The organism is Allokutzneria sp. NRRL B-24872, from assembly GCF_002155965.1.
Lineage (GTDB): Bacteria > Actinomycetota > Actinomycetes > Mycobacteriales > Pseudonocardiaceae > Allokutzneria.
Window position 1 is genome coordinate 1 of sequence record NZ_MUMH01000047.1, and the last position, 24,207, is coordinate 24,207.

Sequence of the window (24,207 nt, forward strand, 5' to 3'; positions counted from 1 at the left end):
GTCCTGGGAGCATGTCCTCGCCCCGCACATGGCCGACCGCTGGCGGATGGCGGAGCTGACGGTCAACTACCGCACCCCCGCCGAGATCATGGACGTGGCCGGCGCGGTCCTGCGCGAGCTGGGCACCTCGGTCAGCGAGGCGAAGTCCGTGCGCAGCACCGGTGTCGCTCCACCAGCTCCGCCAGGCGCGCGGGCAGCTCGGCGGCGGACACCTGGCGGCTCCACGGCGCGACACCGGTGCTGCGCACGGACTTCGCCTCGCTGACCGAGGTGCCCAGCTCGCGCAGGACCGCGCCGGCCACGTCCATGATCTCGGCGGGGGTGCGGTAGTTGACCGTCAGCTCCGCCATCCGCCAGCGGTCGGCCATGTGCGGGGCGAGGACCTGCTCCCAGGACTCCGCGCCCGCGAGGTCACCGGTCTGGGCGACGTCACCCACGAGGGTCATCGACCGCGACGGCGCCCGCCGCATCAGCAGCCGCCACGCCATCGCCGACAGCTCCTGGGCCTCGTCCACGATCACGTGCCCGAAGGTCCAGGTGCGGTCCTGCGCGGCGCGCTCGGCGGTGGTCAGGTTGCTGGAGCGCTCGTGCCGCTCGGCCAGGTGGTCGGCGGTGATCATGTTCATCGCCATGAGCACGTCCTCGTCGGCGACCTCCTCGTCGATGCGCATGATGTCCACGACGCCCTCGGCGAACTCCAGCCGCTCCTGGCGCTTGCGCTCCGCGAGCGCCTTGGCCGCGCGGTCGTCCTCGCCGAGCAGCTCCATCGCCTCGTCCAGCAGCGGCACGTCGGCGGGCGTCCAGCCGTAGTGCTCCGGCCGGTGCAGCAAGGCGCGCTCGTCCGCGGACAGGTGCGGCAGCTCAGGCACCGACAGGGCCGACTCCAGCAGCTCCGGCGAGGCGTAGAGCTCCTTGAGCAGCCGCTGCGGCGACATCACCGGCCACAGCCAGTCCAGCGCCGCGATGACGTCGGGCTCCTCGCGCAGCTCCCTGGCGATGTCGGCGAGGTCGCCCGCCTCCAGCAGGTCAGCGCCCAGGTTGTTCGCCACGATCCGGGTCAGCTCCTGCACGATCGCCGCGCTGAACGTCGGCTCGGCGCGGTTGTGCAGCGTGCCCAGCCGCAGCGCCGCCGCCTTCGCGCGCTCGACGGCCTCGGGGCGCAGCAGCAGCGTCTCGCGCTCGAAGACGATCTCCATCGGCTCGTCGGGCACGCGCTGCCGGTCGGCGACGGCCTTGGCCAGCGCCTCGACCATGCCGGGGTGGCCCTTGACCGCGGCGGCCCCGTCGGGCTCGGTCAGCCTCGGCCGGACGTCGGGGAAGAGGTCGCCGACGGTGGCCATCAGCACCCCGGTCTCGCCCAGCGAGGGCAGCACCTGGGAGACGTAGTCGAGGAACGCCGGGTTCGGGCCGACCACGAGCACGCCGCGCTTGGCCAGTTGGTCGCGGTGGGTGTAGAGCAGGTACGCGGCCCGGTGCAGCGCGACGGCCGTCTTGCCGGTGCCCGGCCCGCCCTGCACGACCAGCACCCCGTGCAGCGGCGAGCGGATGACGTTGTCCTGCTCGGCCTGGATGGTGCGGACGATGTCGGTCATCCGCCCCGTGCGCTTGGCGTTGAGCGCGGCCAGCAGCGCGGTCTCGCCGGTCACCCCGTCGGCGTCCTCCACCCCGGAGAGGTCCAGCAGCTCGTCGTCGACGCCGATCACCGTGCGCTTGCGGATGCGCAGGTGCCTGCGGAGCCGGACGCCCTCGGTGGTCGCGCCGGTCGCCACGTAGAACGGCCGCGCGGCGGGGGCCCGCCAGTCCACCAGCAGCGGCTCGTAGTCGTTGTCCTCGTCGAGAATGCCGATCAACCCGATATAGCGGTCGGTGTCGTCGGTGAATTCCAGCTTGCCGAAGCACAGTCCGGTCTCGGCGGCGGCGTACTGCGCGAGTTGTTCGGTGTGCATCCTGGTCGCGGCATTTCTCTCCGTGTGCGCCTGCTCGGAGTCCGGGATCTGCCGCAGCGCCGAGGAGAGGAACTGTTGTGCCTGCTCACGCAGGATGTCGAAGCGGTCGTACAGCCGTGTGACGTAGTCCTGCTCCTCGGCGAGCGCGACGCTGTCGCTCGTTTCCGGCGCATTCGATACGGTTGACAACCGGCCCCCTTTTGCCTTACAATCGGGAGAGATATTCACTCCCGATCTTATTGTGCGCATGCGGGGTCGACTATAGCGTTCGATTCCTCGATCGCGCTAATCGCTCTTTTCGGTCCGGCGCTCCCGCCACTTCGCGAGCAGGGACGGCGTCTCGGCCTCCATGAAGCGGAAGAACGCCAGCGTCTCGGCCATCCGCGTGCCCGCCGGGGTGCCTTCGCCGAGCACGTCTATGCCCTCGGCCAGCGCGTCCGCCCAGCGCTTCATCAGCTGCTGGCGGCTGAGCATCGTCTGCTGCCACATCGGGCCGGACACCTGGTAGTGGTCGCGGCGCGTGCCGGGCTCGCGGTCGCGCACCGCCAGCTGGGTGTCGCTGAGGTAGCGCACCGCGCCGGAGATCGCGGCGGGCGACACGCGCAGCATCTCGGCCAGCTCGGCCGCGGTGAGCTTGCCGGAGTCGCTGACCAGCAACGCGATGAACACCCGCGCGGGCATCCTCGGCCAGCCCACGTCGGCGAACATCGCCGCCGACCGCTCGATGAACGAGGCCAGCTCCTCGTCGGGCACCGCGCTCATCTCGCCTCCAGGTCGGTGGGATGGGAGGAGTTTACCCATGTCACTATGTTCACTAATTTGTGAATACCGTGTACTTTGAGTGTCATGGCAACGGCGATCTCGGTGTCCGGGCTGGTCAAGAGCTTCGGCACGACCCGCGCGCTTGACGGGCTGGACCTGACGGTGCGGACCGGTGAGGTGCACGGCTTCCTCGGTCCCAACGGCGCGGGCAAGTCCACGACGATCCGCGTGCTGTTGGGGTTGCTGCGCAAGGACGCTGGCGAGGTGAGCCTGCTCGGCGGTGACCCCTGGCGCGATTCCACCGAGCTGCACCGGCGGTTGGCGTACGTGCCGGGCGATGTGACGTTGTGGCCGAACCTGACCGGCGGTGAGGTGATCGACCTGCTCGGGCAGCTGCGCGGCGAGCTCGCCCCCCGGCGCCGCGACGACCTGCTCGACCGTTTCGCCCTGGACCCGCGCAAGGCCGGGCGCGCGTACTCGAAGGGCAACCGGCAGAAGGTCGCCCTCGTCGCCGCGCTGGCCTCGGACGTGGAACTGCTCATCCTCGACGAGCCCACATCGGGGCTGGACCCGTTGATGGAGGAGGTTTTCCGCGAGTGCGTCGCCGAAGAGCGCCGCGCCGGGCGGACCGTGCTGCTGTCCAGTCACGTGCTCGCCGAGGTCGAGGCGCTGTGCGACCGCGTGAGCATCGTCCGGGACGGTCGAACGGTCGAGTCCGGCACGCTCGCCGAGCTGCGCCACCTGACGCGGACCTCCGTGACCGCGGAGCTGGACCGGCCGATCGATCTGTCCACTGTGGAGGGTGTGCACGGGCTCGTCGTCGACGGCGGTCGACTCAGGTGCCAGGTCGACACGGCCGCGCTGGGCACGGTGCTCGGCCTGCTGTCGGGCGCGGGCGTGCGGGCGCTGACGAGCCAGCCGCCCACGCTGGAGGAGCTTTTCCTGCGCCACTACTCCACGGAACAGGATCAGCTCGCCCAGTCCAGCAGCGTGTGATGCCGCTGGGGATCGCGCAGCCGCCGCATCGCTTCCTTCTCCAGTTGGCGGATGCGTTCCCTGGTCAGCCCGAGCCGGTCGGCGATCTCCTGGAGCGTGCGCTGGTGGCCGTCGTTGAGGCCGTACCGCAGCGTGATGATCAGCGCCTCGCGCGGCGGCAGCTGGTCGATGACCGCGCGCAGCTCGTTGGCCAGCGCCCGGTACTCCAGCACGTCGGGCGCGGAGAGCACCTCGGTGTCCTGGATGAGATCACCCACCCGGGTCTCCCCGTCGGTGCCCACCAGGCTGTCCAGGCTCAGCGACTCGCGGCCCACGCGGCGCATCTCGATCACCTTGTGCACGGGCACCTCGGCCGCGATCGCGACCTCCTGGGCGCTGGGTTCGCGGTCCAGGCTCGCCTGGAGCGCGCGCTCGACCTTCGCCAGCTTCGACAGCGTCTCGATGACGTGCACGGGCAGCCGGATCGTCCGGCCCTGTTCGGCCAGGCCCCTGTCGATGGCCTGGCGAATCCACCACGTGCCGTAGGTGGAGAACTTGAAACCCTTTGTGTAGTCGAACTTCTCCACCGCGCGGATCAGGCCGAGGTTGCCTTCCTGAACCACGTCCAGCACGGGTACGCCGCGTCGTGCGTACTTCTTCGCGGTGGCGACCACGAGCCGCAGGTTCGCGCGGATCATGTGCGCCTTTGCCTCAGCCCCGTCCTTCGCGACCAGCTCCAGCTCGGGCGCGCGGCCCCGGTGCGCGCCTTCGTCGAGCAGGTGCCTTGCGTAGACGCCGGCTTCGATCCTCCGGGCCAACCACACCTCCTGCTCGGCGGTGAGCAGTGGTGTAGCGGCGATCTGGTTGAGGTACTGCCGCATCAGGTCGGGTTCCTCGCCCGCGAGGCGAGGTTCCTGCCGCCGACGAGCGGACACCTCGTTCACGACGGTCACCTCCGGTCGCTGTGGAGAACGATCTTCTCCACTGGCTACCCGGTTCGGGCGGAGGCAACCAGATCCCTGTCGGTCAGTCCGATCCGCGCACGATGTGCGGTTCGGTCTCCCTCGGCTCGTCGCCGAGCCAGGACCAGCGCGCCCAGACCGCGGTGTTGTGCGTGTCGGCCGGAGCCTCCGCACCGCGCGGGAACGGCACGACGCTCTGCCTTCGTGCGGTTGTGCTTCCCATGGTTCTTCCTCCTTCCCCGCCGTCGCCGGCGTGGGGTGTGAGTGTCCCTACACAGTGGTGATCGCCACCAGAGTCGTCATCGTTTCGATGTACCACTCGTTGGGAAACAACTTGACTCCGCAGGGGAATCCCTACTTGCCAAGAGGGTGTGCCCGGTAGTTCTCCGCGATGAACTTCGCGACCACGACCGGGGACGGCGGGGTCTGCGCGGGCGCGGCGCTCAGGTACTGGTGGTCGGTGGGTTCGGCGTCCACGTCGAAGGACGAGCGAACCGCCACCGACCAGCCGGCGCGCGCGGTCCAGCAGGCCGCGACGGAGCTGCCGGCGAGGTCCATCCGGACGGCGTCCGCGCGGTGGTCGGCCCCGAGGTCGAGTCGTTCCACCAGGATCGCGTGGTCCAGTACGGCGCGCTCCACCTGGAGGAAGTAATCGATGGAGGCCGCCGTGGCGTGTTGTGACATGTGCTCACGGTAAGCGCCAGAACGTCGCCGCGCCATCGTCGGTCTCAGTGATCGCGCGTGCCAGCCATGCGTCGCAGCGCGCGCGAGATCGCTTGCGGGACAGGGACAGTCGCTCATCGCGTCCACTGTGGACGTTCCTGTATCGATGCCTTGATCGATGCTGTAATCGATTTAGTGGCTCGGGCAAATCGATTGCGCAGCGTGACCGGTGTGGGAAAGCTTCCCCCATGCGACTGGTGCACACGGAGGTCCTGTCGGGGCTCGCGGCCAACCCCGCGCTCCCGCCCGCGCTCCTGGCCCGGTTCGTGGCCGACGCGGACGACGAGTTGAGCGCGGAGCTGGCCCGGCGTGCGGACCTCACGGCCGACCTGGAGCACGTTCTCGCTGGTAGAGCTTCTGTCGAAGATCCCGCCGCGATGCTCGTCGACCCCGATCCGCTGGTCCGCATGCGGTTGGCGTGCTGGCCGGGCATCGGCGCGGCGGCCGTCGAAGCGCTTGCCCGAGACCCGGATGTCGACGTGCTCACCTCGGCCGCGGCGTGCCAGCCGCTGTCCGCCGAGGTGGTGGCGGAACTGATGCGGGACGCGCGCCCCGAGCTCCTCAAGGCGCTGGCGCGCAACCACCACCTGCCCTCGGCCGTGCTCGCGGTCCTGGCGGAGAACGACGACGAAGAGACGCACATCGCGCTCGCGGAGAATCCGGGCACGCCTGTCGAGGTGCTGCTGCCCTGGCTGGAGCACACGGGCGTCCACGTCCGGTGGGCGCTCGCACGCCGGACCGATCTGCCCGTCGACGCCTACGAGCGGCTTGCGGAGGACTCCCTGCCCGGCGCGCAACGGGACGTGGCCGCCAATCCCGCGCTGGCCGAAACGGAGCGCGGGAGGGCTCTGGTCGCCCGGCTGGCGCTGAGCGATGACCGCTGGCTGCTGCAACGCCTCGTCCACAACCCCGCCATCGAGCTGGGCGCACTTGAACGCATCGTGCCGAACGTGCGCGTCGGGCCGGTGCTGCTGCCCAGGATCGCGCGGGCCACGACGGCCGAGCTGCACGTGCTCGCCGCTTCGCCGGTGCCGCAGGTGCGGGCGCTGCTCGCGTACCGGCCGGACTTGCCGGGCGACCTGGTGGCCGCGCTGCTCAAGGGCGCGAAGCTGAAGGTGCTGCGCGCTTTGGCCGCACAGCGCGCTCTCCCGGTCGAGTCCATTGTGGACTTCGTTCGCGGCGCCGATGTCCGGGCTGCCCGCGCCGCGGCGGCCAACCCCTCGCTGCCCGTAGCGGAGATGGAGCGGTTGCTCGCCTAGGGTGGCGGTCATGTTCACTGTCGAGGAACGAGACCGCTTGCGGGACAAGCTGATCGAGGCCGCTCGGGTGGACGCGCGGATCACCGGCGCGGCGCTGACGGGCTCGGCGTCGGTGGGCGCGGAGGACCAGTGGTCCGACGTCGACCTCGCGTTCGGGGTCTCCGGTGACCAGGGCGCGGTGCTCTCCGACTGGACCGAGCTGATGTACCGCGAGCACGGCGCGGCGCACCACACCGACGTGGTGTTCCGCTCGACGGTGTACCGGGTTTTCTTGCTGGACAACACGTTGCAGGTGGACATCGCGTTCGCTCCGGAGGCGGAGTTCGGCGCGCTGGCGCCCACGTTCCGCCTCGTCTTCGGCGAGGCGCGGGAGCAGCCTCCGACCGCTACCGCCGATCCGGTGTCGCTGGTGGGCATGGGCTGGCTCTACGCGCTGCACGCCAGGTCGAGCATCGAGCGGGGTCGCGTGTGGCGGGCGGAGTACATGATCAGCGGCGTGCGCGACCACGCGCTGGCGTTGGCGTGCCTGCGCCACGAGCTGCCCGCGAGCCAGGGCCGGGGGATGGACCGGCTGCCCACCACCGCGACCGAGGTCGTGTCCGGCGCGCTCGTGCGGTCGTTGGAGATCTCCGAGCTGTGGCGGGCGTTCGGTGTCGCGACCGACGCGCTGCTGATCGAGGCGGAGCTGGTCGACGCCGCGCTCGCGGAGCGGATCGCCGGCCCGCTGGAACGGCTCAGCCGATCGGCACGGTGAGGCCGACCTTCACCCGGTCCAGCACGACGTTGGTGGTGAAGCGCCGCACCGTGGGGTTGTCGAAGAGCACGCGCCGGGTGACCGCGTCGAACTCGGCCATGTCCCGCGCGCTGATCACCAGCACGAAGTCGATCTGCCCGGTGACGCAGTAGCACTGCTGCACGTGCTCCTCCTCCAGGAAGCGCCGCCGCAGCTCGTCGAGCAGGTGCGCGCGCTCCCGCTCCAGTTCGACCAGCACCACGAACGTCATCTCCTGGCCGAGCGCGCGCGGGTCGAGCACGGCGACCTCGCGGCTGATCGTGCCGTTCTCGCGCAGCCGCTTGATCCGGCGTTGCACGGCCGCCGCGGACAGGCCGACCTCGGCGCCGATGTCCTCGGCGATGGTCCGGCCGTTGCGCTGGAGGATGGCCAGGATCGCCCGGTCCACGTCGTCGATCTGCATAACCGCACGATAGGCGCTCAGCGCGCGGTTCGGCCGCGTTGTGCAGGTCGTTGACGCGCCCGAACCGCGTGGCCGGTCTCTAGGATTTCCAGTCATGCGGCTCGACGGGGTGTATCGGTATCCGGTGAAGGGCTTCGCCGGGCAGGAGTTGCCTGAGGCGGCGCTGCTGCCCGGGCGCGGGGTGCCCTTCGACCGGCAGCTCGCCGTCGCGCACGGCGGTCAGGACGTGGCCGAAGGCGGCGCGTGGACCTCGTGCCACGCGTTCGTGCGCACCGGGCCGTACCAGGGGCTCCCGCTGTTCGGCGTGGACTTCGACGGCAGCGCGCTCTCGATGAGCCGCCCCGGCGGCGCGCCGGTGTCGTTCCCGCTGGACGATCTCTCGCACGCCTCCTCCGCGCTGGCGGAGTGGTTTCCCGGTGCGACGCCGCGTCTGGTGCGCGCGGGCAACGGGTACTGGGACTACCCCGACGCTTCGGTGTCGTTGATCAACACTGCGACGATCGCGGCGTTGGGGCACGGCATCGACCCGCTGTCCTTCCGCGCCAACCTCTACGTGTCCGAGCTGGCGCCGTGGGCGGAGTTCGGCCTCGTCGGCAGGCGCGTCCGGATCGGGGAGGTCGAGCTGGAGGTGCTGCGGCCGATCGACCGCTGTTCGACCACGTCGGTGCACCCGGTCACCGGCGAGGAGGTCACCAATGTGCCCGCCTTGCTGGCGCGGGACTTCGGGCACATCTACTGCGGTGTGTACGCGCGCGTCGTCGTCGGTGGACGTGTCGCGCCGGGCGACTCGATCGTCGACCTCGGGCCTGCTCCTGAAGCCGCTCGCGCGGGCACCGAGCCCTACAACGCCCCGCCCGCGGCGCAGTGGCCGCGTCCGGCTCGCGTGGCGCGGCGGGTGGTGGAGAGCCCATCGGTGACGAGCTTGTGGCTGACCGACCCGCTCGCCGGTGTTCGAGCGGAACCGCTTGCCGGGCAGCACATCCGCATCCACCACAGTGGACGGTGGCGGGCTTACACGATCTCCGCCGTCGACGGGGACCAGCTCCGGATCAGCGTGAAGCGCGACGGCGTGATGTCCAGTTCGCTGCACTCCGACGTCGACGAGCTGGTGATCACCGGGCCGTTCGGGCACGTGGTCCTGGACTCCGAGCCTTCGCCGTTGTTGTTGGTGAGCGCGGGAATCGGGATCACGCAGATGCTTCCGATGATCCGCGCGGCGGGGGAGCGACCGGTCACGTTGCTGCACGCGGCGCGCGAGGAGTCCCCGGCGCTGTGGGCTGAGGCTCTGGGGCTGCTCCCCAGTGCTCGGTTGTTCCGGAGCCCTCATCGATTGGACGCGGAAACCGTTGCTGCTGCGGCTGATCCGACGAGTTCGGTGTTCCTGTGCGGTCCGGTCGAGTTCATGCGCGCGATGCGTGAAGCCCTTGTCTCGTCAGGGGTTCCGGATTCGCGTGTGCGCCAGGAGGTGTTCGTCTCGCCGCTGGCGTCCTCGGGTGGGCGGACGCCACCGCCATCGCCAGGGCCGTTCCGCGTGCTGTTCGCCGGCAGTGGGGTTGAGGCGCAGTGGAGGGCGGAGTGCGGCACCCTGTTGGAACTCGCTGAGCAGGCCGGGGTGAGCGTTCCGGCGAGCTGCCGCGCGGGGGCCTGTGACACGTGCGTGCAGCGGCTGAGCGGTGGCTCGACCGCCTACCTCAGCGATCCGGTACTGAGACCCGCGCGGGACCGAGTCCTTTTGTGTTGCTCCGTTCCGACCAGCGATGTGACTATCGACGCGTGACGGTGGATGACTCGATTCGGCGCAAGTTCACACTCAGGTTCGGACCTTCGGCGGGGGAGTGGCTGGACGCACTGCCCGCACTCGTCGAATCGCTGTGCGCGCGATGGGACCTCACCGTCGAACACGCCATCGCGGTCGGTGGGACCTCGCGCGTGTTCCGCTGCCGCCGCGAGGACGGTTCGCGCGCGTTCCTGAAGCTCACCCCAGACCGCGAGGTCGCCGCGACCGAGCTGATCGCTCTGCGCGCCTGGCGGCGATCGCCGCACATGGTGGACGTGCTCGACGCCGACGTCGACGCGGGCGCGCTGCTGCTGCCCGCCATCGCGCCCGGGACCATGATCGAGGACGAGCCCGAGCTGATCCCGTTCGAGGTGATCCGATCACTGCACGAGGACGTCGACCTGCCGGTCGGGCTACCGCACCTCGCGGACCGCGTGCGCTTCATGGCGGAGCTGACCGTGCGGCGCGCTCCGGAGCTGGAGCCGTTGACCGGCAAGGGGATCGAGCTCACCGAGGGCGGCGTTCAGGGGCTCGTGCACGGTGACCTGCACGGGCGCAACGTGCTGCGCGGACCGCACGGGCTGGTCGCGATCGACCCGCGCCCGACGATCGGCGACGTCACCTTCGACCTCGTCGACTGGGCGCTGGCCCCCGGGGTCGCCTCCCTTGAGGAGCTGGAGGGGCGCATCGCCGGGATCACCGCCGAACTGTCCTATGTGGATGGAGAGCGGTTGCTGGCGTGGTGCTCCGCCGCCGCCGTCATCGTCGCCGCGACCCTGCGACCGGGCGCGCAGCGCGACTTCCTGGTGGAGCTGGCGCAGCGGTGACGATCAGTCGTCGACTGAGCCGTCGGTGAGTTCGCGCGAGATGTCGAGGTGCCCGGCGTGCCGCGCGTACTCCTGGAGCACGTGGAACAAGATCCAGCCCAGGGTGGGGCGGTCGTCCTCGGAGAACCGGCCGCCCGCCCGCGCCAGCTCGGTCAGCTCCGCGCTCGCGGCGATCTCGCGGGAGCGCGCGCACTGCTCGTGGAAGAACGCCAGCACCTCGGCGGTCGGCTTCTCCGGCGTCCAGTTCCCGCTGTCGCCCCACGGGCTGTCCACCTGCTCGGCCAGGAATCCCCAGCGCAGCCACCGCCGCTCCATGTGCGCGAGGTGGTTGACCAGGCCGATCGGCGTCCAGCCCGAGGGCACGCGCGAGGACCGCAGCTCGGCCTCGCCCAGGCCGTCGATCTTGCGCAGCACCTCGGAGCGGTAGAAGTCGAGGTACCCCGCCAACAGCTCGGCGGGGTCCCCCAACGTGATCTCGGGCTCGTCGTCCATGCCCGAAGACTACGAGGCAGCGGCCGCGAACGCCGCGTTCACCGTCTGCTCCAGCAGCAGCGCGATCGTGGTCGGGCCGACACCGCCGGGCACCGGGGTGATCAGCGACGCGTGCGGGAGCGCCTCGGCGTAGGCGACATCGCCCACGTTGCCCTCGTTGTAGCCCGCGTCGATCACCACCGCGCCCGGCTTGATCCAGTCGCCCTTGACGAACTCCGGCTTGCCGACCGCGGCCACCACGATGTCCGCCGTGCGCACGATCGACGGCAGGTCCTGCGTGCGCGAGTGGCACACCGTCACCGTGGCGTCCTTGGCCAGCAACAGCATCGCGGCGGGCTTGCCCAGGATTGGGCTGCGGCCGATGACCACCGCGTGCTTGCCCCTGGGCTCCACGCCGTAGTCCTCGAGCAGCCGCATGATCCCGCCCGGCGTGCACGAGGCGAACCCCGGCTCCCCGAAGGACATCGCCGCGAACGAGTGCATCGTCACGCCGTCCACGTCCTTGCCCGGCGCGATCGCCTCGAACGCCGCGCGCTCGTCGATGTGCGCGGGAACGGGGTGCTGCAACAGGATTCCGTGCACCGACGGGTCCTCGGACAGCTCGCGCACCGCCGCGACGAGCTGCTCCGTGGTGGTCTGCTCCGGCAGCGGCACGTGCCGCGAGGTGATCCCGGCCTTGGCGCAGCGGTTGCGCTTCATCTTCACGTAGGTCACCGACGCCGGGTCGTCACCGACGATCACCGTCGCCAGGCACGGCTTGGCACCGGTCAGCCGCTCGAACTCGGCGGCGCGCTCGGCGGTGGCCTTGACGATCGTCGCGGCGAGATCGGTGCCTGGCATGTTCCGACTGGTCACGGGGGCTCCCTGGGGTGGCGTGGGTCATCGCTTCGCTCACCCAGGCGCGCGGCTGGGACCGGTGTGACCGGTCGGGCCGCTCCCCGGTGGTGACCCACCTTCAGCGCCAGTCACGGCCCGACGGTGAGCTTACGCGTTCTGCTCGGCGTGTCAGGTCAGCAGGTCGGCGAGCTGCGCGCGGTGGGTGGCGGCGACCTCGGCGGCGCCGCGCGGCGGTCGCACGCCCAACTCGGTGAGGCGGTCGGCGCGGAGGGTGGCGCGCAGCGGGCGGGTCGGCCACTCGGGGCGCGGGGCGCGGCGGATCAGCTCGGCCGGGGCGCCGACGGCTTCGGCGAGCAGGTGGGACCAGGCGAGCTTGGTGTGCTGCTCCGCCGGGGCGATGTGGACGATTCCGTTGACGCCCAAGGAGATCAGCTCGGCGAAACAGCGGGCGACATCGTCGACGAGCGCGGGCTGGCGGATCTCCTCGTCATCGGTGCGGACCTCCTCGCCGCGCGCGAGCTTGGTCAGGACCTGGGCGGGCCAGGTGGGGCGCGGTTCGGCGCTGAGGCCGTAGAGGAGCGGGACGCGGACGATGAGCGCCGAACCCGCTGCTTTCTCGGCGGCGAGCTTGGAGCGGCCGTACTCCTGGGCGGGCGTGGGGGAATCGGTCTCGCGGTAGCCGCCGTCGCCGTCGCCCGCGAAGACCCAGTCGGTGGACACGTGCAGCACGCGAGCGCCGACGCGCGTCGCGTGCGCGGTGACGAGCTCGGTGCCGACGACGTTGACCAGGTGCGCGCGCTCGGGGTCCTTCTCGCACTGCGCGACGTCGGGGATGGCGGCGCAGTGCACGACGACCTCGGGCTCGGCGCGGCCGAAGACCTCAGCGACGGACTCGGCGCTGGTGACGTCCAGGTGCTCGCCGCCGGAGTTCTTGTTGTGGTGGCAGGGAATCACGGTGTGCCCGGCGCTTTCGAGCTGCTGGCGCACTGCCGTGCCGAGGAGTCCGCTGGCGCCGGTGATCAGAACTCGGGTCATGCGCCCAGCTTAAGGACTCGACACGGTCTGCTAGCGTTTTCCGCGTGTCGAGCCCCGAGGCCAACAGAGCCTAGCCACCGGTAGTCCGGTGGCTGCTTCGTGACACCCACCGGATCGCCGCGTCGTGGACCGCGGTCGACCCTCCTTCACTTCTTTCTGAGCTCCCGCGGTCCTTTTCCGGGTTTGAATCCGCAAAAGCAGGGAGTCATTTCGTCATGCCCTTCGCCGTCTACGTGCTAGGGGTGGCGGTCTTCGCCATCAGCACGTCCGAATTCATGCTGTCGGGCCTCGTGCCCGCCATCGCGACGGACCTCGTGGTCTCCATCCCCGACGCGGGGATGCTGACCTCGGCGTTCGCCATCGGCATGGTGCTCGGCGGTCCGCCGCTGGCCGTGCTGACCATGCGCTGGGAGCGCCGCCGCGCGCTCGGCGCGTTCCTCGTCGTCTTCGCCGTCGTGCACGTGGTCGGGGCGCTGTCCTCCGACTACGCGCTGCTGATGGTGACCCGCGTGCTCGGCGCGCTCGCGTGCGCCGGGTTCTGGGCGGTCGCCGCCGTCGCCGCGATCAGCATGGCTGGGGAGAACGCCAAGGCCCGCGCCATGTCGGTGGTGGTCGGCGGCACCACGCTCGCCTGCGTCGCCGGAGTGCCGGGAGGAGCCTTCCTCGGACAGCACCTCGGCTGGCGCGCTGCCTTCTGGGCGGTGGCGGTGTTGTCCGCGGTGTCCGTGATCGCCGTGCTCGCGACGTTGCCGAAGAGCACGCCCGAGCCCGTTGCGCGCATCGAGCTGAAGCCGCTGTTCAGCAAGCCGTTGCTCGTCGCGTACGCACTCAACGCGCTGGTGCAGGGCGCGACGTTCTGCACGTTCACCTACCTGGCTCCGTTGGTGACGGAGGTCGCCGGGCTCGGAGAAGGATGGGTGCCGGGCACGTTGGTGCTCTTCGGCGTCGGGTCGTTCATCGGGATCACGGTGGGCGGGCGCATCGCCGACGCGAGGCCGCTGACCGTGCTCGGAGCCGGGATGGTCGCGCTCGCGCTCGGCTGGGCGGCGCTGGCGCTGACCGCGGGCAACGCCGTGGTGGCGGTGGGGCTGGTGTTCCTCCAGGGACTGCTCGCCTTCGGCATCGCACCCGTGCTGACCTCGCGGGTCTTCTACCTGGCCGGGTTCGCGCCGACCCTGGCGGGCGGGTTCAGCACCGCCGCGTTCAACGTCGGCAACACGGTGGGCCCGTGGTTCGGCGGGCTGGCCATCGACGCCGGGCTGGGGTGGCGGTCCCCGGTGTGGGTCAGCGCGGTGATGATGATCTTGGCGCTGGGCGTGTTCGCGCTCGGTCCGAAAAATTCCGTCAAGAAGTTCCGGGGAGGTGTCGATCCGCGTCCGGCCCGTTCGACGCACCAGTAGAAGCGAGGACACGAACCAGGAGGACACGTCATGGCTGTCAACACCACTGCCCGGGTCAACGCCCCTCTGATCAGCAAGGCCAAGCTGGAGGCGGGCGTGCTGGCGGCCGTGCGCGTCGTGGCGTCCTTCCTGTTCGTCAGCCACGGCGGCCAAGGCACCTTCGGGTGGTTCGGCGGGGTCGACGGCGCTGGCGCCGCGACGCCCTTCGGCCAGTGGCCGGGCTACTACGCCGGGGTGATCGAGATGGTCGGCGGCGCGCTGATCCTGATCGGGCTGTTCACCAGGTACGCGGCGGTGCTCTGCTCCGGGGTGATGGCCTACGCCTACTTCGTGGTGCACCAGCCGATGGGCCTGCACCCGCTGGAGAACATGGGTGAGCTGTCCGCGATCTACAGCTGGGTGTTCCTGCTGATCGCGGTGTTCGGGCCGGGCGCGCTGGCCCTGGACAACCTGCGCCGCTCGCGGCGTTGAGCACGGGAGAGGCCCGGGGTGACGCTCGTCGCCCCGGGCCTTTCGCTGTGCCCCCACCAGGATTCGAACCTGGACTGGCCGCGTCCTGAACGCGGTGCCTCTGCCGTTGGGCTACGGGGGCGTGCGGTTCTGCTTGCCGGGAAAAGAAAAACCGCCCTGACCGGGATTCCGGTGGGCGGCTTCCACGAGCTGGCGCAGTGGTCAGGTCGAGGAGGCCGCCGAGGGCAGCAGCACGAGCGACAGAAGGTGCTTGATGTTCATGACTGTCTCCTTCTCGCTCGGTGTGTGTGGCCATCATCGCCACGGCGAGCGGTGGACCGCAACGGGTTTTCCCGGTGTACTCTCTGACCATGCTTAGCAGCGCGCGTCTCGGCTGGTGGCGCTCCACTTAGGAGCGGCACCCCTTCGCGCACGACATGGGCCGTTCGGATGAACGGCCCTTTTTCGTTCCCTGACAAGGGGTGCGGCCGTCATCCGCGGCCCCACCACTGACAGGAGAACACCATGACCAGCGCGCTGCTGGAACAGTCCGTCGTCGAGACGCCGTCGAGCTTCCGCGTGCTCACCGGGGACCGGCCGACCGGTCGGCTGCACCTCGGGCACTACTTCGGCACGCTGCACAACCGCATCCGCCTGCAACGCCTCGGCGTCGAGGTGATGCTGATCATCGCCGACTACCAGGTGCTGACCGATCGGGACCTCGCCGAACGGCTGCCCGAGCACGTCGAGGACCTGGTGCTGGACTACCTCGCGGTCGGCTTCGACCCCGGGCGCGGCACCGTGTTCACGCACAGCGCCGTGCCCGCGCTCAACCAGCTGCTGCTGCCGTTCCTGAGCCTGGTCTCCGCCTCCGAGCTGAGCCGCAACCCCACCGTCAAGGACGAGATCGCGCACTCGCGGCAGGCCTCCGTGAGCGGGCTGATGTTCACCTACCCCGCGCACCAGGCGGCGGACATCCTGTTCTGCAAGGCGAATCTCGTGCCCGTCGGCCAGGACCAGCTGCCGCACCTGGAGCTGACCAGGACCATCGCCAGGCGCTTCAACGACCGCTACGGCAAGGTCTTCCCGGAGCCCGCGCCCATGCTGTCGGCGGCGCCGCTGCTGCTGGGCACCGATGGCACGAAGATGAGCAAGAGCCGAGGCAACGCGATCTCCCTGTCCGCCACCGCCGACGAGACCGCGCGGCTGGTAAAGGGCGCGAAGACCGATGCTGAGCGGCACATCACCTACGAGCCGCAGCGCCGCCCCGAGGTCTCCAGCCTCGTGCTCCTGGCCGCACTGTGCCAGGACCGCGACCCGCACGAGGTCGCCGAGGAGATCGGCTCCGGCGGCGCGGCGGCGTTGAAGCGGGCCGTCACGACGGCGGTGAACGACTTCTTCGCGCCGATCCGGGCCCGACGTGCCGAGCTGGCAGGGGATCGCGGCTACCTCCGCCAGGTGCTGCGCGTGGGCAACGCGCGCGCCAACGAGATCGCGGACTCCACGCTCGCGGAGGTGAAGCGGGCGATGCGCACGGTGTACTAGGTGAGCAGGGGGTGGACGCCGGGCGGGAGCGTGCCCGCCGTCGTGGTGAAGTGGTCCAGCAGCGTCGCTCGAAACGCCCGGCCCGCGTTGGTCGGCGTGGTGTCGGCGCGCTGGGCGAGTGCGATGGTGCGGCTCATTCCCGGTGGCGCCAACGGGGTTCCGCGCAGTGAGGGGCGCGCGGCGAGCACCATGCTGGGCACGATCGCCAGGCCGAGCCCGGCCTCGACGAAGCGCAGCACGGCGTCCATCTCGCCGCCCTCCACCGCGAACACCGGCTCGAAACCCTCGCGGTGGCACGCCTCCAGGGTGACCTGGCGCAGGTCGTATCCCTGGCGGAACATCACCAGCGGGCGCTCGCGCAGCTCGGCCAGGCGCAGGTGGCGGCGCCGGGTCGGTGGGGGCGCCGAGGCGGGGGAGGCCACCACCAGGTCCTCGCGCAGGATCGGCGTGGTGGCCAGCGGCCCGGGTGCGCGGGGTTCGGCGGCGATCACCAGCGCCAGGTCCAGCTCGCCCCGGTTCAGCGCGCCGACGAGGTCCTGCGAGCCGCCTTCCTCGACGATCAGCCGGATGCCGGGGTAGCTGTCGTGGAAGCGGCGCAGCACGTCAGCGAAGATGCTCGCGCACAGGCTCGGCGGCGCCCCGACCCGCACCCGCCCGCGCCGCAGTCCGGCCAGCTCGCCGACTTCGAGGCTCGCGGTGTCCACATCGGACAGGATGCGCTCGGCGATCGGCAGCAGCGCTTCCCCCGCCGCCGTGAGCGCGATGTTGCCGCGCAGCCGGGTGAACAGCTCCGCGCCCAGCTCCTCCTCCAGCGCGCGGACCTGCTTGCTGAGTGAGGGTTGCGCCACACCGGCCTCCTCGGCGGCCCTGGTGAAGTGCCGGGTCCTGGCCACCGCGAGGAAGTACCTGAGCTGCTGCAACGTCATTTCCATAGCTTAGGGCTATCGAGATGAGTCTGACGATGTATTGGACTTATCGAAAGCTCCGCTCCTAGCGTCGGGGGCGTGTCCCGAACCACCACCACCACATCCCGAGGCATCGGCGCCTTGTGGCGATCAACGGTCGGCAAGAAGGCCGTGATGGCCGTCTCCGGCGTTGCGCTGCTGGGTTTCGTCGTCGCGCACATGGTCGGCAATCTGAAGGTCTTCCTCGGCCCGGAGTCGATCGACGGCTACGGCCGCTGGCTGCGCTCGATCGGTTCCGCCCTGCTGGGCAACGAGGGCGTGCTGTGGGTGCTGCGGATCGGCCTGGTCGTGATGGTCGTGCTGCACATGACCGCCGCCATCCAGCTCGCCCGCCGTGCCCGCGCCGCCCGCCCGGAGCACTACCGCTCCCGCAGGCCGGTGCAGGGCAGCTACGCCGCGCGCACCATGCGCTGGGGTGGCGTGATCATCGTGCTGTTCGTGGTCTACCACCTGCTGGACCTGACGGCCGGCGTGCTCAACCCGCACGGCGTGCACGGCGAGATCTACCGCAACGTCACGGCTGATTTCCAGCTCTGGTACGTGACGCTGGCCTACACGGTCGCGGTTGTGGCTCTGGGACTGCACATCCGGCACGGCATCTGGAGCGCGTTGCAGACGCTCGGCGTGACCAGTGCGCGAGTCGTGCAGACCGCCGCGCTCGGCTTCGCCGTGGTGCTCTGCGTCGGGTACCTGTCGGTTCCGTTCGCCGTTCTCTTCGGGCTGGTGAGGTAGATGGACTTCTATGTCGAGGGCACGCCGATCCGGGACGAGAAGGCTCCCGATGGGCCGATCGAAACGCGTTGGGACAGAAGGAGATTCGGCGCGAAGCTGGTCAATCCGGCGAACAAGCGCAAGCTGACGGTGATCGTCGTCGGCACCGGGCTCGCCGGGGGATCGGCCGCCGCGACACTCGGCGAGCTGGGCTACAACGTGAAGTCCTTCTGCTACCAGGACAGCCCGCGCCGCGCGCACAGCATCGCAGCGCAGGGCGGCATCAACGCCGCGAAGAACTACCGCAACGACGGCGACAGCGTCTACCGGCTGTTCTACGACACGGTGAAGGGTGGTGACTTCCGCGCCCGCGAGTCCAATGTGTACAGACTCGCGCAGATCAGCGTGGAGATCATCGACCAGTGCGTCGCGCAGGGCGTCCCGTTCGCCCGCGAGTACGGCGGCCTGCTTGACACTCGGTCCTTCGGCGGAGCGCAGGTGTCGCGCACGTTCTACGCGCGAGGACAGACCGGGCAGCAACTGTTGCTCGGCGCCTACCAGGCGTTGGCGCGTCAGATCGCCGCCGGGCGGGTGGAGATGCACCCGCGCACGGAGATGCTGGACCTGATCGTCGTCGACGGCCGGGCGCGCGGGATCGTCGTGCGGGACATGGTCACCGGCGAGGTCTCCACGCACTTCGCCGACGCGGTCGTGCTCGCGACCGGCGGATACGGCAACGCCTTCTACCTGTCGACGAACGCCAAGGGCTGCAACACGACCGCGATCTGGCGGGCGCATCGGCGCGGGGCGCTGATGGCGAACCCGTGCTACACGCAGATCCACCCGACGTGCATCCCGGTCAGCGGCGAGCACCAGTCGAAGCTGACCCTGATGAGCGAGTCCCTGCGCAACGACGGCCGCGTGTGGGTGCCCAAGGTCGGCGGGGACGCACGCGCCGCCAACGACGTTCCCGAGTCCGAGCGCGACTACTACCTCGAAAGGATCTACCCGAGCTTCGGGAACCTGGTTCCGCGTGACATCGCGTCCCGCGCGGCCAAGCACGTGTGCGACGAGGGACGCGGTGTCGGACCCGGCGGGCTCGGCGTGTACCTGGACTTCGCCGACGCGATCCGGCGGCTCGGGCGCGCGGCCGTGGAAGCCAAGTACGGCAACCTCTTCGAGATGTACCAGCGCATCACCGGCGAGGACCCGTACGAGGTGCCGATGCGGATCTACCCCGCCGTGCACTACACGATGGGCGGGCTGTGGGTGGACTACGACCTGCGCAGCACCGTCCCCGGGCTGTTCGTGATCGGCGAGGCCAACTTCTCCGACCACGGCGCGAACCGGCTCGGCGCGAGCGCGCTGATGCAGGGGCTGGCCGACGGGTACTTCGTGCTGCCCAACACGATCGGCGACTACCTCGCGGACGGTCCTTTCGAGACGGTCGACACCGCGCACCCGGAGGTCGCCGCGGCCGTGTCGGAGGTGGTGGACCGGATCACCGCGCTGCTGCTGGTGAACGGCGACCGCACGGTCGACTCCTTCCACCGCGAGCTGGGCCACATCATGTGGGAGCACTGCGGGATGGAACGCACCGAGGAAGGGCTGCGCAAGGCGCTGGAGCTGATTCCCGCGCTGCGCGAGGAGTTCTGGCGCCGGGTCAAGGTGCCCGGCAGCGGTGAGGGGCTGAACCAGTCGCTGGAGAAGGCCGGCCGCGTCGCGGACTTCTTCGAGCTGGCCGAGCTGATGTGCGTGGACGCGTTGCACCGCACCGAGTCCTGCGGCGGGCACTTCCGCGCCGAGAGCCAGACGCCAGACGGGGAGGCGATGCGCGATGACGCGGACTTCTCCTACGTGGCCGCGTGGGAGTACGCGACTCCACCAGTGCTGCACCGCGAGCAGCTGACCTTCGACCACGTCGAGCCCACGCAACGGAGTTACAAGTGAGACTGACACTGCGGATCTGGCGACAGTCCACACAGGATGACGGGCAGCTCGTCGACTACCGGCTCGACGACGTCTCCGAGGACATGTCCTTCCTGGAGATGCTGGACGTGCTCAACGAGGACCTGATCCTCGCGGGCGAGGAGCCGGTGGCCTTCGACCACGACTGCCGCGAGGGCATCTGCGGCATGTGCGGCATGATGATCAACGGCGTCGCGCACGGGCCGGAGCGCGCGACCACCGCCTGCCAGCTGCACATGCGGCACTTCGCCGACGGCGCCACGATCACCATCGAACCCTGGCGCGCCAAGCCCTTCCCGGTCGTCAAGGACCTCGTGGTGGACCGCTCCGCCTTCGACCGGATCATCGAGGCGGGTGGCTACGTCAGCGCTCCGACCGGCAGCGCCCCGGACGCGCACGCCGTCGCCGTGCCCAAACCGGACGCCGACACCGCCTTCGAGTCCGCCGCGTGCATCGGCTGCGGGGCATGCGTCGCCGCCTGCCCCAACGGCTCCGCGATGCTGTTCACCGCCGCGAAGATCACCCACCTCGGGGTGCTCCCGCAGGGCCAGCCGGAGCGCGATTCCCGCGTGCTCGACATGGTGCAGGCCCACGACGACCTCGGCTTCGGCGGCTGCACCAACACCGGCGAGTGCACAGCTGTGTGCCCCAAGGGCATTCCACTGTCCTCGATCGGGCGGCTCAACCGGGACCTGCTGCGCGCGTCGCTGCGCCCCCGGCGTTAGATGGGCGCATGAGCATCCGCGAGGTGGAGATCTCCGACGAGTCCATCCGGCTCGGCCAGTTCCTGAAGCTGGCCGGGCTGGCCGAGGACGGGGTGCGCGCGCGGTCGCTGATCGAGGACGGTGAGGTCACGGTCAACGGCCGCGAGGAGCTGCGCCGCGGCAAGCAGCTGGTGCACGGCGACGTGGTCGAGGTGCTCGTCCACGGCGAGAAGGCCCGGCTGGTCTCGCGCCTGGGCTAGCTGACGGGGATGTTGCCGAGCACGACCTCGGCGGCCTTGCGGCCGAGCGCGCACGCGCCCTCGGGCTTGTTGTTGGCCACGATCTGGAAGACGAGGTAGTGGTCGTCGGCGGGCGCCAGGTAGTAGCGGCAGGACTTGGTGTTGATCTCCAGCTCTCCGGTCGGGTAGCCCTTGATCTTGCCGTCCTTCTCGCCCTCCCGGAGCACGGTCCTGACGGCGTCCGAGGCCTTGTGCACCTGGAGGTCGAACGTGGTGCCCTGGCTGTCGGCCCAGTAGCAGGTGGTCGGCGTCTGGGGGCGGCCCTCGCGGGGGAAGCCGGAGGCGTCAGACCTGGCCGACACCAGGCCAAGGTCTCCCGCCTGCTGCGCGGTGAGCATCGAGCACGGCTTGGTGGTGCCCACGGCCAGCGGCTTCCCGCCGAAGTCGGCGACGGAGTCCCCGGAAGAGGCGGTGGACGGCGACTGGTCGCCTCCGCCTCCACCGCAGCCAGTGAGCAGCGTCAACGCCACCAGTGACACCCACAGCCGTCCCCGCACAGCACGTTCCTCTCGTCGGTGAACTCGCGGGGGCGAGGCTACCGGTCAGCAGAAACGCGCGCCGAGCTCCTCGAAGATCGCGGTGTTCAGCTCGAAGGCCAGCCGCGACTCGGCGGCGATGCGCTGCTGCTCGTCGGCGTCCCAGGGCGCCTCGTCCAGCAGCCGCCGGTAGTGCGCCTTGAACACCGGAGCCTTGGGGATGCCGGGGAAGCGGTAGAAGCTCAGCCCGGTCTCCTCGGTCAGCCCGAGGTGGCGGCCCAGCAGCGTGCGCAGGATCTGCCCACCGGAGAGATCACCCAGGTAGCGGGTGTAGTGGTGGGCGACGAACCCGCCCGCCCAGTCGAAGCACACCTCGTGGATGCGCTCGCAGTAGCGCAGCGTCGCCGGGCCGGGGGTGATCCGCTCGCGCCAGTCCGGGCCGATCAGCGCGGCGAGGTCCCTGGCCAGCGAGGGCAGCCGGGTCAGCTCGTCGTGCACGAAGGGGCCCGCGACCGGGTCGGCGCGCATGACCTCGGCGGCCCGCTCCAGCGCCTCGTAGAAGAAGTAGTGCTGGGAGACCATGGCCGTGTAGCCCTCGACCGGCAGCGTGCCCGCCGCCAGCGCGCCGATCACCGGGGTGCGCTCGGCCCGCCGGTGCGCCTCGTCCGTGGCTTCCTTGATCAGCTCGGCGAAGCTCATCGCTTCCGTGGTCGCCATGCCCGCCTCCTCAGCTTGTTCTGACAGTATGTCACATCATTCTGACGAGGCGTCAGGAAATTCGCCCTGGTTAGGCAAACCTAACTTGCGGGTGGAGGGGTGGCAAGGCCCCGAACGGTGCGGCCCAGAACGGTATGGGCTCAGCGCCTGCGCGGCAGCTTGCGCGCGGACCCGTCCTCGGCCAGCCGGGCGCCCACCGCGCGCAGGACGAAGAGCGTGGTCAGCTCGGCGTTCTCGGCGCCGCCGGAGAGGCAGGCGTTGATCAGCGGGATCAGGCCGTCGACGTCGGCCTCCGGCAGGTAGCCCTGGTCGATCCCGGCGCGCAGCACCGCGCGCAGCTCCTGCTCCAGGTCGCGCACGTGCTCGATCAGCTGGCCGTAGGCCGACTGCGGCAGCAGCGAGCGCAGCGCGGGTCCCGGCGGGAGGTGCTGCGCGGCGACCTCGCGCAACTGGAAGCGGACGTAGGTGGCCAGCCTGCGCACCGGATCGTCCACTTCGGACAGTGCGGTGCGCAGGCGCACCACGTAGCTCTCGGTCTCCGCCGCCGCGTAGGCGACCAGCAGGGCTTCCTTGTCCGGGAAGTGGTTGTACATGGCCGTGCGCCCGACCCCGGCCGCCGAGGCGATGTCGGCCAGGGTGATCCGGTCGAACCCGCGCTCGTACATCAGCCCCGCGAACGCCTCGAAGATCCGCTGCCGGGTCTGCTCCCGGTGCGCGGCGAGGGACCCCCCGATGATCTTCGGCACGCGTTCAGCCTACCGCTCAGAAGCGGCACAGCCCGCTGATCTCCTCGGCGTGCTCGGGATGGGCCGCCGACAGCTCGTCGGCCCGGCCGAAGTCCACCGAGTCCTCGGAGTACGGCGGCGACATGAACGTGCCCAGCAGGCTCCACTCGCCCGTGCTGCGGCTGCCCTGCCAGACCCCCGGCGGCACCACGACCTGCGGGCGTTGCCCGGCGGCCAGGTCCGGCCCCAGCACCGGTCGTTCCACGCGGCCGTCCGGGTGCAGCAGCACCATCTGCGCCGGGGCTCCCGCGTGGTAGCTGAAGATCTCCAGGTGCTTCAGGCGGTGCATCCCCGAGAAGTCCTGCGCGGTCATCAGGTAGTAGATGCCCGAGCAGTCCTCGCTCAGCCAGGTCTGCGCCCAGAAACCGCCCTCCACCGGCAGCGGCTGGAGCCCGAGCGCTTCGACGATCTCGTGGTACGTCACGTTTCCCCTACCAGGTCGGGTGTGTGGACACTCCGCCGTCCACAACGAGATTCTGCCCCGTGATCCACTCCGCCAGCGGCGAGGCCAGGAACACGCACGCGTTGCCCACGTCCCTCGGCGCGCCCAGCCGGTGCAGCGGAGCCGCCGCGTGCCACCTCGCGACGCCTTCCGGCCACTGCTCCTCGATCCCCTCGCGGCCGATGAGCCCCGGCGAGACCGCGTTGCACCGGATGCCGAAGCGCCCGTACTCCAACGCCGTCGCCTTGGTGTGCATGATCACCGCGGCCTTGGTGGTCGCGTAGGCGGCGTGGCCCTCCGCGGGGTGCGTGCCTTCGACCGAGGCGATCGTGATGATCACGCCGCGCCGCTTCGGGATCATGGTGCTGGTGACCGCCTGCGTGAGCGCGAAGACCGCGTTGAGGTTGGTCTCGACGATCTCTTTCCATTGCGCTGCCGTGGTTTCCCGGAGCGGTAGGACCTGCTGCGTCGCGGCGTTGTTGACGAGGACGTCGACGTGGCCGACGCGGTCGAGCATGGCCTGCTGCTCGGCGGGGTCCGTGAGGTCCGCTCGTGCCGTCGTGGCGCCGATCTCGTCGGCGAGCGCCTGTGCCGTGCTCGCGCTGCGGTGGTAGTGCGCGATCACCTCTGCGCCGGCGGTGGCGAAGCATCTCGCGATACCCGCGCCGATCGTGCCGCCCGCGCCGGTGATGAGGACGCGGTGCCCGCTGAGGTTGATCACGGTGGTCATTATGGGGGTTGGTTGGGGATGGCTGGGCTTTCGGCTTGCACCGGCTGGTCTTCCAGCGGGGGAACTGCTGGTTCCAGCGCGGGGGTCGGCTTGACCTGGGGCCCCTTGCGCGTGCCCTCATTAGCCGGGCGGGCACGGGAGGAATCCCGGCCCACGCGGACGAGCGTATGGCACGCGCACCCCAGGTAAAGCCGACCTAGTTTCGCTGTCGGCTGACAGTTCCA

Annotated in this window: 27 protein-coding genes, 1 tRNA gene and 1 riboswitch; of the genes, 12 read left to right on the forward strand and 16 right to left on the reverse strand. The window is 70.3% G+C overall.

Annotation, left to right across the window (positions count from 1 at the left end):
* Positions 1–131: 131 nt before the first annotated feature.
* Positions 132–2,135: an AAA family ATPase gene (locus CCN37_RS42335; RefSeq protein WP_086821093.1), complete on the reverse strand. Its 2,004-nt coding sequence runs from the start codon at positions 2,133–2,135 to the stop codon at positions 132–134.
* Positions 2,136–2,231: 96 nt separating this feature from the next.
* Entirely contained in the window at positions 2,232–2,708 is a 477-nt protein-coding gene (locus tag CCN37_RS13475; protein ID WP_086821094.1) for a GbsR/MarR family transcriptional regulator, read from the reverse strand.
* 84 nt (positions 2,709–2,792) lie between these two features.
* On the opposite strand from CCN37_RS13475, the gene CCN37_RS13480 reads away from it, so the two are divergent.
* Positions 2,793–3,704 carry an ABC transporter ATP-binding protein gene (locus CCN37_RS13480; RefSeq protein WP_086821095.1) on the forward strand — a complete coding sequence of 304 codons (912 nt, stop codon included), beginning with the start codon at positions 2,793–2,795 and terminating at the stop codon, positions 3,702–3,704.
* Here CCN37_RS13480 and CCN37_RS13485 read toward each other — a convergent pair.
* The 3 genes from CCN37_RS13485 to CCN37_RS13490 all read right to left on the reverse strand — a co-directional run bounded on the left by CCN37_RS13485 (position 3,677) and on the right by CCN37_RS13490 (position 5,329).
* Positions 3,677–4,627 carry an RNA polymerase sigma factor RpoD/SigA gene (locus CCN37_RS13485; RefSeq protein WP_246843022.1) on the reverse strand — a complete coding sequence of 317 codons (951 nt, stop codon included), beginning with the start codon at positions 4,625–4,627 and terminating at the stop codon, positions 3,677–3,679. The two genes, CCN37_RS13480 and CCN37_RS13485, sit on opposite strands and share 28 nt — an antisense overlap.
* 82 nt (positions 4,628–4,709) lie before the next feature.
* Positions 4,710–4,868 (reverse strand): hypothetical protein, encoded by a 159-nt coding sequence (locus tag CCN37_RS39830; RefSeq protein WP_168200656.1) that lies wholly within the window; start codon positions 4,866–4,868, stop codon positions 4,710–4,712.
* A gap of 131 nt (positions 4,869–4,999) precedes the next feature.
* A complete protein-coding gene (locus tag CCN37_RS13490; RefSeq protein WP_086821096.1) occupies positions 5,000–5,329 on the reverse strand; it encodes a hypothetical protein in 330 nt (109 codons plus the stop codon).
* Between the two features lie 227 nt (positions 5,330–5,556).
* Here CCN37_RS13490 and CCN37_RS13495 point away from each other — a divergent pair, with 227 nt between their 5' ends.
* Both CCN37_RS13495 and CCN37_RS13500 read left to right on the forward strand, forming a co-directional pair.
* On the forward strand, positions 5,557–6,627 hold the full coding sequence (locus CCN37_RS13495; protein ID WP_086821097.1) for a hypothetical protein: 1,071 nt from the start codon (positions 5,557–5,559) through the stop codon (positions 6,625–6,627).
* A gap of 10 nt (positions 6,628–6,637) precedes the next feature.
* Positions 6,638–7,381, forward strand: a complete 744-nt coding sequence (locus tag CCN37_RS13500) for a hypothetical protein (protein ID WP_086821118.1) — start codon at positions 6,638–6,640, stop codon at positions 7,379–7,381.
* Here the strand turns inward: CCN37_RS13500 and CCN37_RS13505 are convergent.
* Entirely contained in the window at positions 7,362–7,823 is a 462-nt protein-coding gene (locus tag CCN37_RS13505) for an Lrp/AsnC family transcriptional regulator (RefSeq protein ID WP_086821098.1), read from the reverse strand. The genes CCN37_RS13500 and CCN37_RS13505 overlap by 20 nt on opposite strands.
* Before the next feature lie 94 nt (positions 7,824–7,917).
* Here CCN37_RS13505 and CCN37_RS13510 point away from each other — a divergent pair, with 94 nt between their 5' ends.
* Together CCN37_RS13510 and CCN37_RS13515 are read left to right on the forward strand one after the other, a co-directional pair.
* The gene (locus tag CCN37_RS13510; protein WP_086821099.1) at positions 7,918–9,600 is read left to right on the forward strand and encodes an MOSC domain-containing protein; all 1,683 of its coding nucleotides are present in this window, start codon (positions 7,918–7,920) and stop codon (positions 9,598–9,600) included.
* A complete protein-coding gene (locus tag CCN37_RS13515) occupies positions 9,597–10,427 on the forward strand; it encodes an aminoglycoside phosphotransferase family protein (RefSeq protein ID WP_168200657.1) in 831 nt (276 codons plus the stop codon). Before CCN37_RS13510 ends, CCN37_RS13515 begins: the two co-directional genes overlap by 4 nt.
* 3 nt (positions 10,428–10,430) lie before the next feature.
* On the opposite strand, the gene CCN37_RS13520 is transcribed toward CCN37_RS13515, so the two are convergent.
* The 3 genes from CCN37_RS13520 to CCN37_RS13530 form a co-directional block, all read right to left on the reverse strand.
* Complete coding sequence (locus CCN37_RS13520; protein WP_086821101.1) at positions 10,431–10,919, reverse strand: DinB family protein; 489 nt, start codon at positions 10,917–10,919, stop codon at positions 10,431–10,433.
* Between the two features lie 9 nt (positions 10,920–10,928).
* Complete coding sequence (locus CCN37_RS13525; protein ID WP_246843024.1) at positions 10,929–11,774, reverse strand: bifunctional 5,10-methylenetetrahydrofolate dehydrogenase/5,10-methenyltetrahydrofolate cyclohydrolase; 846 nt, start codon at positions 11,772–11,774, stop codon at positions 10,929–10,931.
* Between the two features lie 31 nt (positions 11,775–11,805).
* A riboswitch (ZMP/ZTP riboswitch) is annotated at positions 11,806–11,898 on the reverse strand.
* 26 nt (positions 11,899–11,924) lie between these two features.
* Positions 11,925–12,791 carry an SDR family oxidoreductase gene (locus CCN37_RS13530; RefSeq protein WP_086821103.1) on the reverse strand — a complete coding sequence of 289 codons (867 nt, stop codon included), beginning with the start codon at positions 12,789–12,791 and terminating at the stop codon, positions 11,925–11,927.
* A 215-nt stretch (positions 12,792–13,006) separates the two neighbouring features.
* Here CCN37_RS13530 and CCN37_RS13535 point away from each other — a divergent pair, with 215 nt between their 5' ends.
* Together CCN37_RS13535 and CCN37_RS13540 are read left to right on the forward strand one after the other, a co-directional pair.
* Positions 13,007–14,191, forward strand: coding sequence for a Cmx/CmrA family chloramphenicol efflux MFS transporter (locus CCN37_RS13535; RefSeq protein WP_086821104.1), 1,185 nt, complete (start codon positions 13,007–13,009; stop codon positions 14,189–14,191).
* Positions 14,192–14,221: 30 nt separating this feature from the next.
* Positions 14,222–14,662 (forward strand): DoxX family protein, encoded by a 441-nt coding sequence (locus tag CCN37_RS13540; protein WP_086821105.1) that lies wholly within the window; start codon positions 14,222–14,224, stop codon positions 14,660–14,662.
* Positions 14,663–14,710: 48 nt separating this feature from the next.
* On the opposite strand, the gene CCN37_RS13545 is transcribed toward CCN37_RS13540, so the two are convergent.
* Positions 14,711–14,783: transfer RNA gene (locus tag CCN37_RS13545), tRNA-Leu, on the reverse strand.
* 383 nt (positions 14,784–15,166) lie between these two features.
* Between CCN37_RS13545 and trpS the strand changes: the two genes are divergently transcribed.
* Positions 15,167–16,186: a tryptophan--tRNA ligase gene (gene trpS, locus CCN37_RS13550; protein WP_086821106.1), complete on the forward strand. Its 1,020-nt coding sequence runs from the start codon at positions 15,167–15,169 to the stop codon at positions 16,184–16,186.
* Here trpS and CCN37_RS13555 read toward each other — a convergent pair.
* Positions 16,183–17,112 carry a LysR family transcriptional regulator gene (locus CCN37_RS13555; RefSeq protein ID WP_086821107.1) on the reverse strand — a complete coding sequence of 310 codons (930 nt, stop codon included), beginning with the start codon at positions 17,110–17,112 and terminating at the stop codon, positions 16,183–16,185. The two genes, trpS and CCN37_RS13555, sit on opposite strands and share 4 nt — an antisense overlap.
* 78 nt (positions 17,113–17,190) lie before the next feature.
* Here CCN37_RS13555 and CCN37_RS13560 point away from each other — a divergent pair, with 78 nt between their 5' ends.
* From CCN37_RS13560 to CCN37_RS13575, 4 genes are read left to right on the forward strand one after another with little or no spacing between them, the layout of a single operon-like run.
* Positions 17,191–17,883: a succinate dehydrogenase cytochrome b subunit gene (locus tag CCN37_RS13560; RefSeq protein WP_086821108.1), complete on the forward strand. Its 693-nt coding sequence runs from the start codon at positions 17,191–17,193 to the stop codon at positions 17,881–17,883.
* Positions 17,884–19,812: a fumarate reductase/succinate dehydrogenase flavoprotein subunit gene (locus tag CCN37_RS13565; RefSeq protein WP_086821109.1), complete on the forward strand. Its 1,929-nt coding sequence runs from the start codon at positions 17,884–17,886 to the stop codon at positions 19,810–19,812.
* Complete coding sequence (locus CCN37_RS13570) at positions 19,809–20,555, forward strand: succinate dehydrogenase/fumarate reductase iron-sulfur subunit (RefSeq protein WP_086821110.1); 747 nt, start codon at positions 19,809–19,811, stop codon at positions 20,553–20,555. The genes CCN37_RS13565 and CCN37_RS13570 overlap by 4 nt, the downstream gene beginning before the upstream one ends.
* An 8-nt stretch (positions 20,556–20,563) precedes the next feature.
* Positions 20,564–20,794, forward strand: a complete 231-nt coding sequence (locus CCN37_RS13575; protein WP_086821111.1) for an RNA-binding S4 domain-containing protein — start codon at positions 20,564–20,566, stop codon at positions 20,792–20,794.
* Here CCN37_RS13575 and CCN37_RS13580 read toward each other — a convergent pair.
* The 5 genes from CCN37_RS13580 to CCN37_RS13600 form a co-directional block, all read right to left on the reverse strand.
* Positions 20,791–21,330 (reverse strand): DUF3558 family protein, encoded by a 540-nt coding sequence (locus CCN37_RS13580; protein ID WP_086821112.1) that lies wholly within the window; start codon positions 21,328–21,330, stop codon positions 20,791–20,793. The two genes, CCN37_RS13575 and CCN37_RS13580, sit on opposite strands and share 4 nt — an antisense overlap.
* Before the next feature lie 45 nt (positions 21,331–21,375).
* Positions 21,376–22,026: a heme oxygenase (biliverdin-producing) gene (locus tag CCN37_RS13585; RefSeq protein WP_086821113.1), complete on the reverse strand. Its 651-nt coding sequence runs from the start codon at positions 22,024–22,026 to the stop codon at positions 21,376–21,378.
* 140 nt (positions 22,027–22,166) lie between these two features.
* Positions 22,167–22,772, reverse strand: a complete 606-nt coding sequence (locus tag CCN37_RS13590) for a TetR/AcrR family transcriptional regulator (RefSeq protein WP_086821114.1) — start codon at positions 22,770–22,772, stop codon at positions 22,167–22,169.
* A 16-nt stretch (positions 22,773–22,788) separates the two neighbouring features.
* Positions 22,789–23,235 (reverse strand): cupin domain-containing protein, encoded by a 447-nt coding sequence (locus CCN37_RS13595; protein WP_086821115.1) that lies wholly within the window; start codon positions 23,233–23,235, stop codon positions 22,789–22,791.
* A 7-nt stretch (positions 23,236–23,242) separates the two neighbouring features.
* A complete protein-coding gene (locus tag CCN37_RS13600; RefSeq protein ID WP_210408005.1) occupies positions 23,243–23,974 on the reverse strand; it encodes an SDR family oxidoreductase in 732 nt (243 codons plus the stop codon).
* Positions 23,975–24,207 lie beyond the last annotated feature (233 nt).

Excerpts from the sequence above, each read along its gene's own strand:
- CCN37_RS13475 (WP_086821094.1), bottom strand. The coding sequence starts at position 2,708 with ATGAGCGCGGTGCCCGACGAGGAGCTGGCCTCGTTCATCGAGCGGTCG.
- CCN37_RS13480 (WP_086821095.1), top strand. The coding sequence starts at position 2,793 with ATGGCAACGGCGATCTCGGTGTCCGGGCTGGTCAAGAGCTTCGGCACG.
- CCN37_RS39830 (WP_168200656.1), bottom strand. The coding sequence starts at position 4,868 with ATGGGAAGCACAACCGCACGAAGGCAGAGCGTCGTGCCGTTCCCGCGC.
- CCN37_RS13490 (WP_086821096.1), bottom strand. The coding sequence starts at position 5,329 with ATGTCACAACACGCCACGGCGGCCTCCATCGATTACTTCCTCCAGGTG.
- CCN37_RS13495 (WP_086821097.1), top strand. The coding sequence starts at position 5,557 with ATGCGACTGGTGCACACGGAGGTCCTGTCGGGGCTCGCGGCCAACCCC.
- CCN37_RS13500 (WP_086821118.1), top strand. The coding sequence starts at position 6,638 with ATGTTCACTGTCGAGGAACGAGACCGCTTGCGGGACAAGCTGATCGAG.
- CCN37_RS13505 (WP_086821098.1), bottom strand. The coding sequence starts at position 7,823 with ATGCAGATCGACGACGTGGACCGGGCGATCCTGGCCATCCTCCAGCGC.
- CCN37_RS13510 (WP_086821099.1), top strand. The coding sequence starts at position 7,918 with ATGCGGCTCGACGGGGTGTATCGGTATCCGGTGAAGGGCTTCGCCGGG.
- CCN37_RS13520 (WP_086821101.1), bottom strand. The coding sequence starts at position 10,919 with ATGGACGACGAGCCCGAGATCACGTTGGGGGACCCCGCCGAGCTGTTG.
- CCN37_RS13530 (WP_086821103.1), bottom strand. The coding sequence starts at position 12,791 with ATGACCCGAGTTCTGATCACCGGCGCCAGCGGACTCCTCGGCACGGCA.
- CCN37_RS13535 (WP_086821104.1), top strand. The coding sequence starts at position 13,007 with ATGCCCTTCGCCGTCTACGTGCTAGGGGTGGCGGTCTTCGCCATCAGC.
- CCN37_RS13540 (WP_086821105.1), top strand. The coding sequence starts at position 14,222 with ATGGCTGTCAACACCACTGCCCGGGTCAACGCCCCTCTGATCAGCAAG.
- trpS (WP_086821106.1), top strand. The coding sequence starts at position 15,167 with ATGACCAGCGCGCTGCTGGAACAGTCCGTCGTCGAGACGCCGTCGAGC.
- CCN37_RS13555 (WP_086821107.1), bottom strand. The coding sequence starts at position 17,112 with ATGACGTTGCAGCAGCTCAGGTACTTCCTCGCGGTGGCCAGGACCCGG.
- CCN37_RS13565 (WP_086821109.1), top strand. The coding sequence starts at position 17,884 with ATGGACTTCTATGTCGAGGGCACGCCGATCCGGGACGAGAAGGCTCCC.
- CCN37_RS13575 (WP_086821111.1), top strand. The coding sequence starts at position 20,564 with ATGAGCATCCGCGAGGTGGAGATCTCCGACGAGTCCATCCGGCTCGGC.
- CCN37_RS13585 (WP_086821113.1), bottom strand. The coding sequence starts at position 22,026 with ATGGCGACCACGGAAGCGATGAGCTTCGCCGAGCTGATCAAGGAAGCC.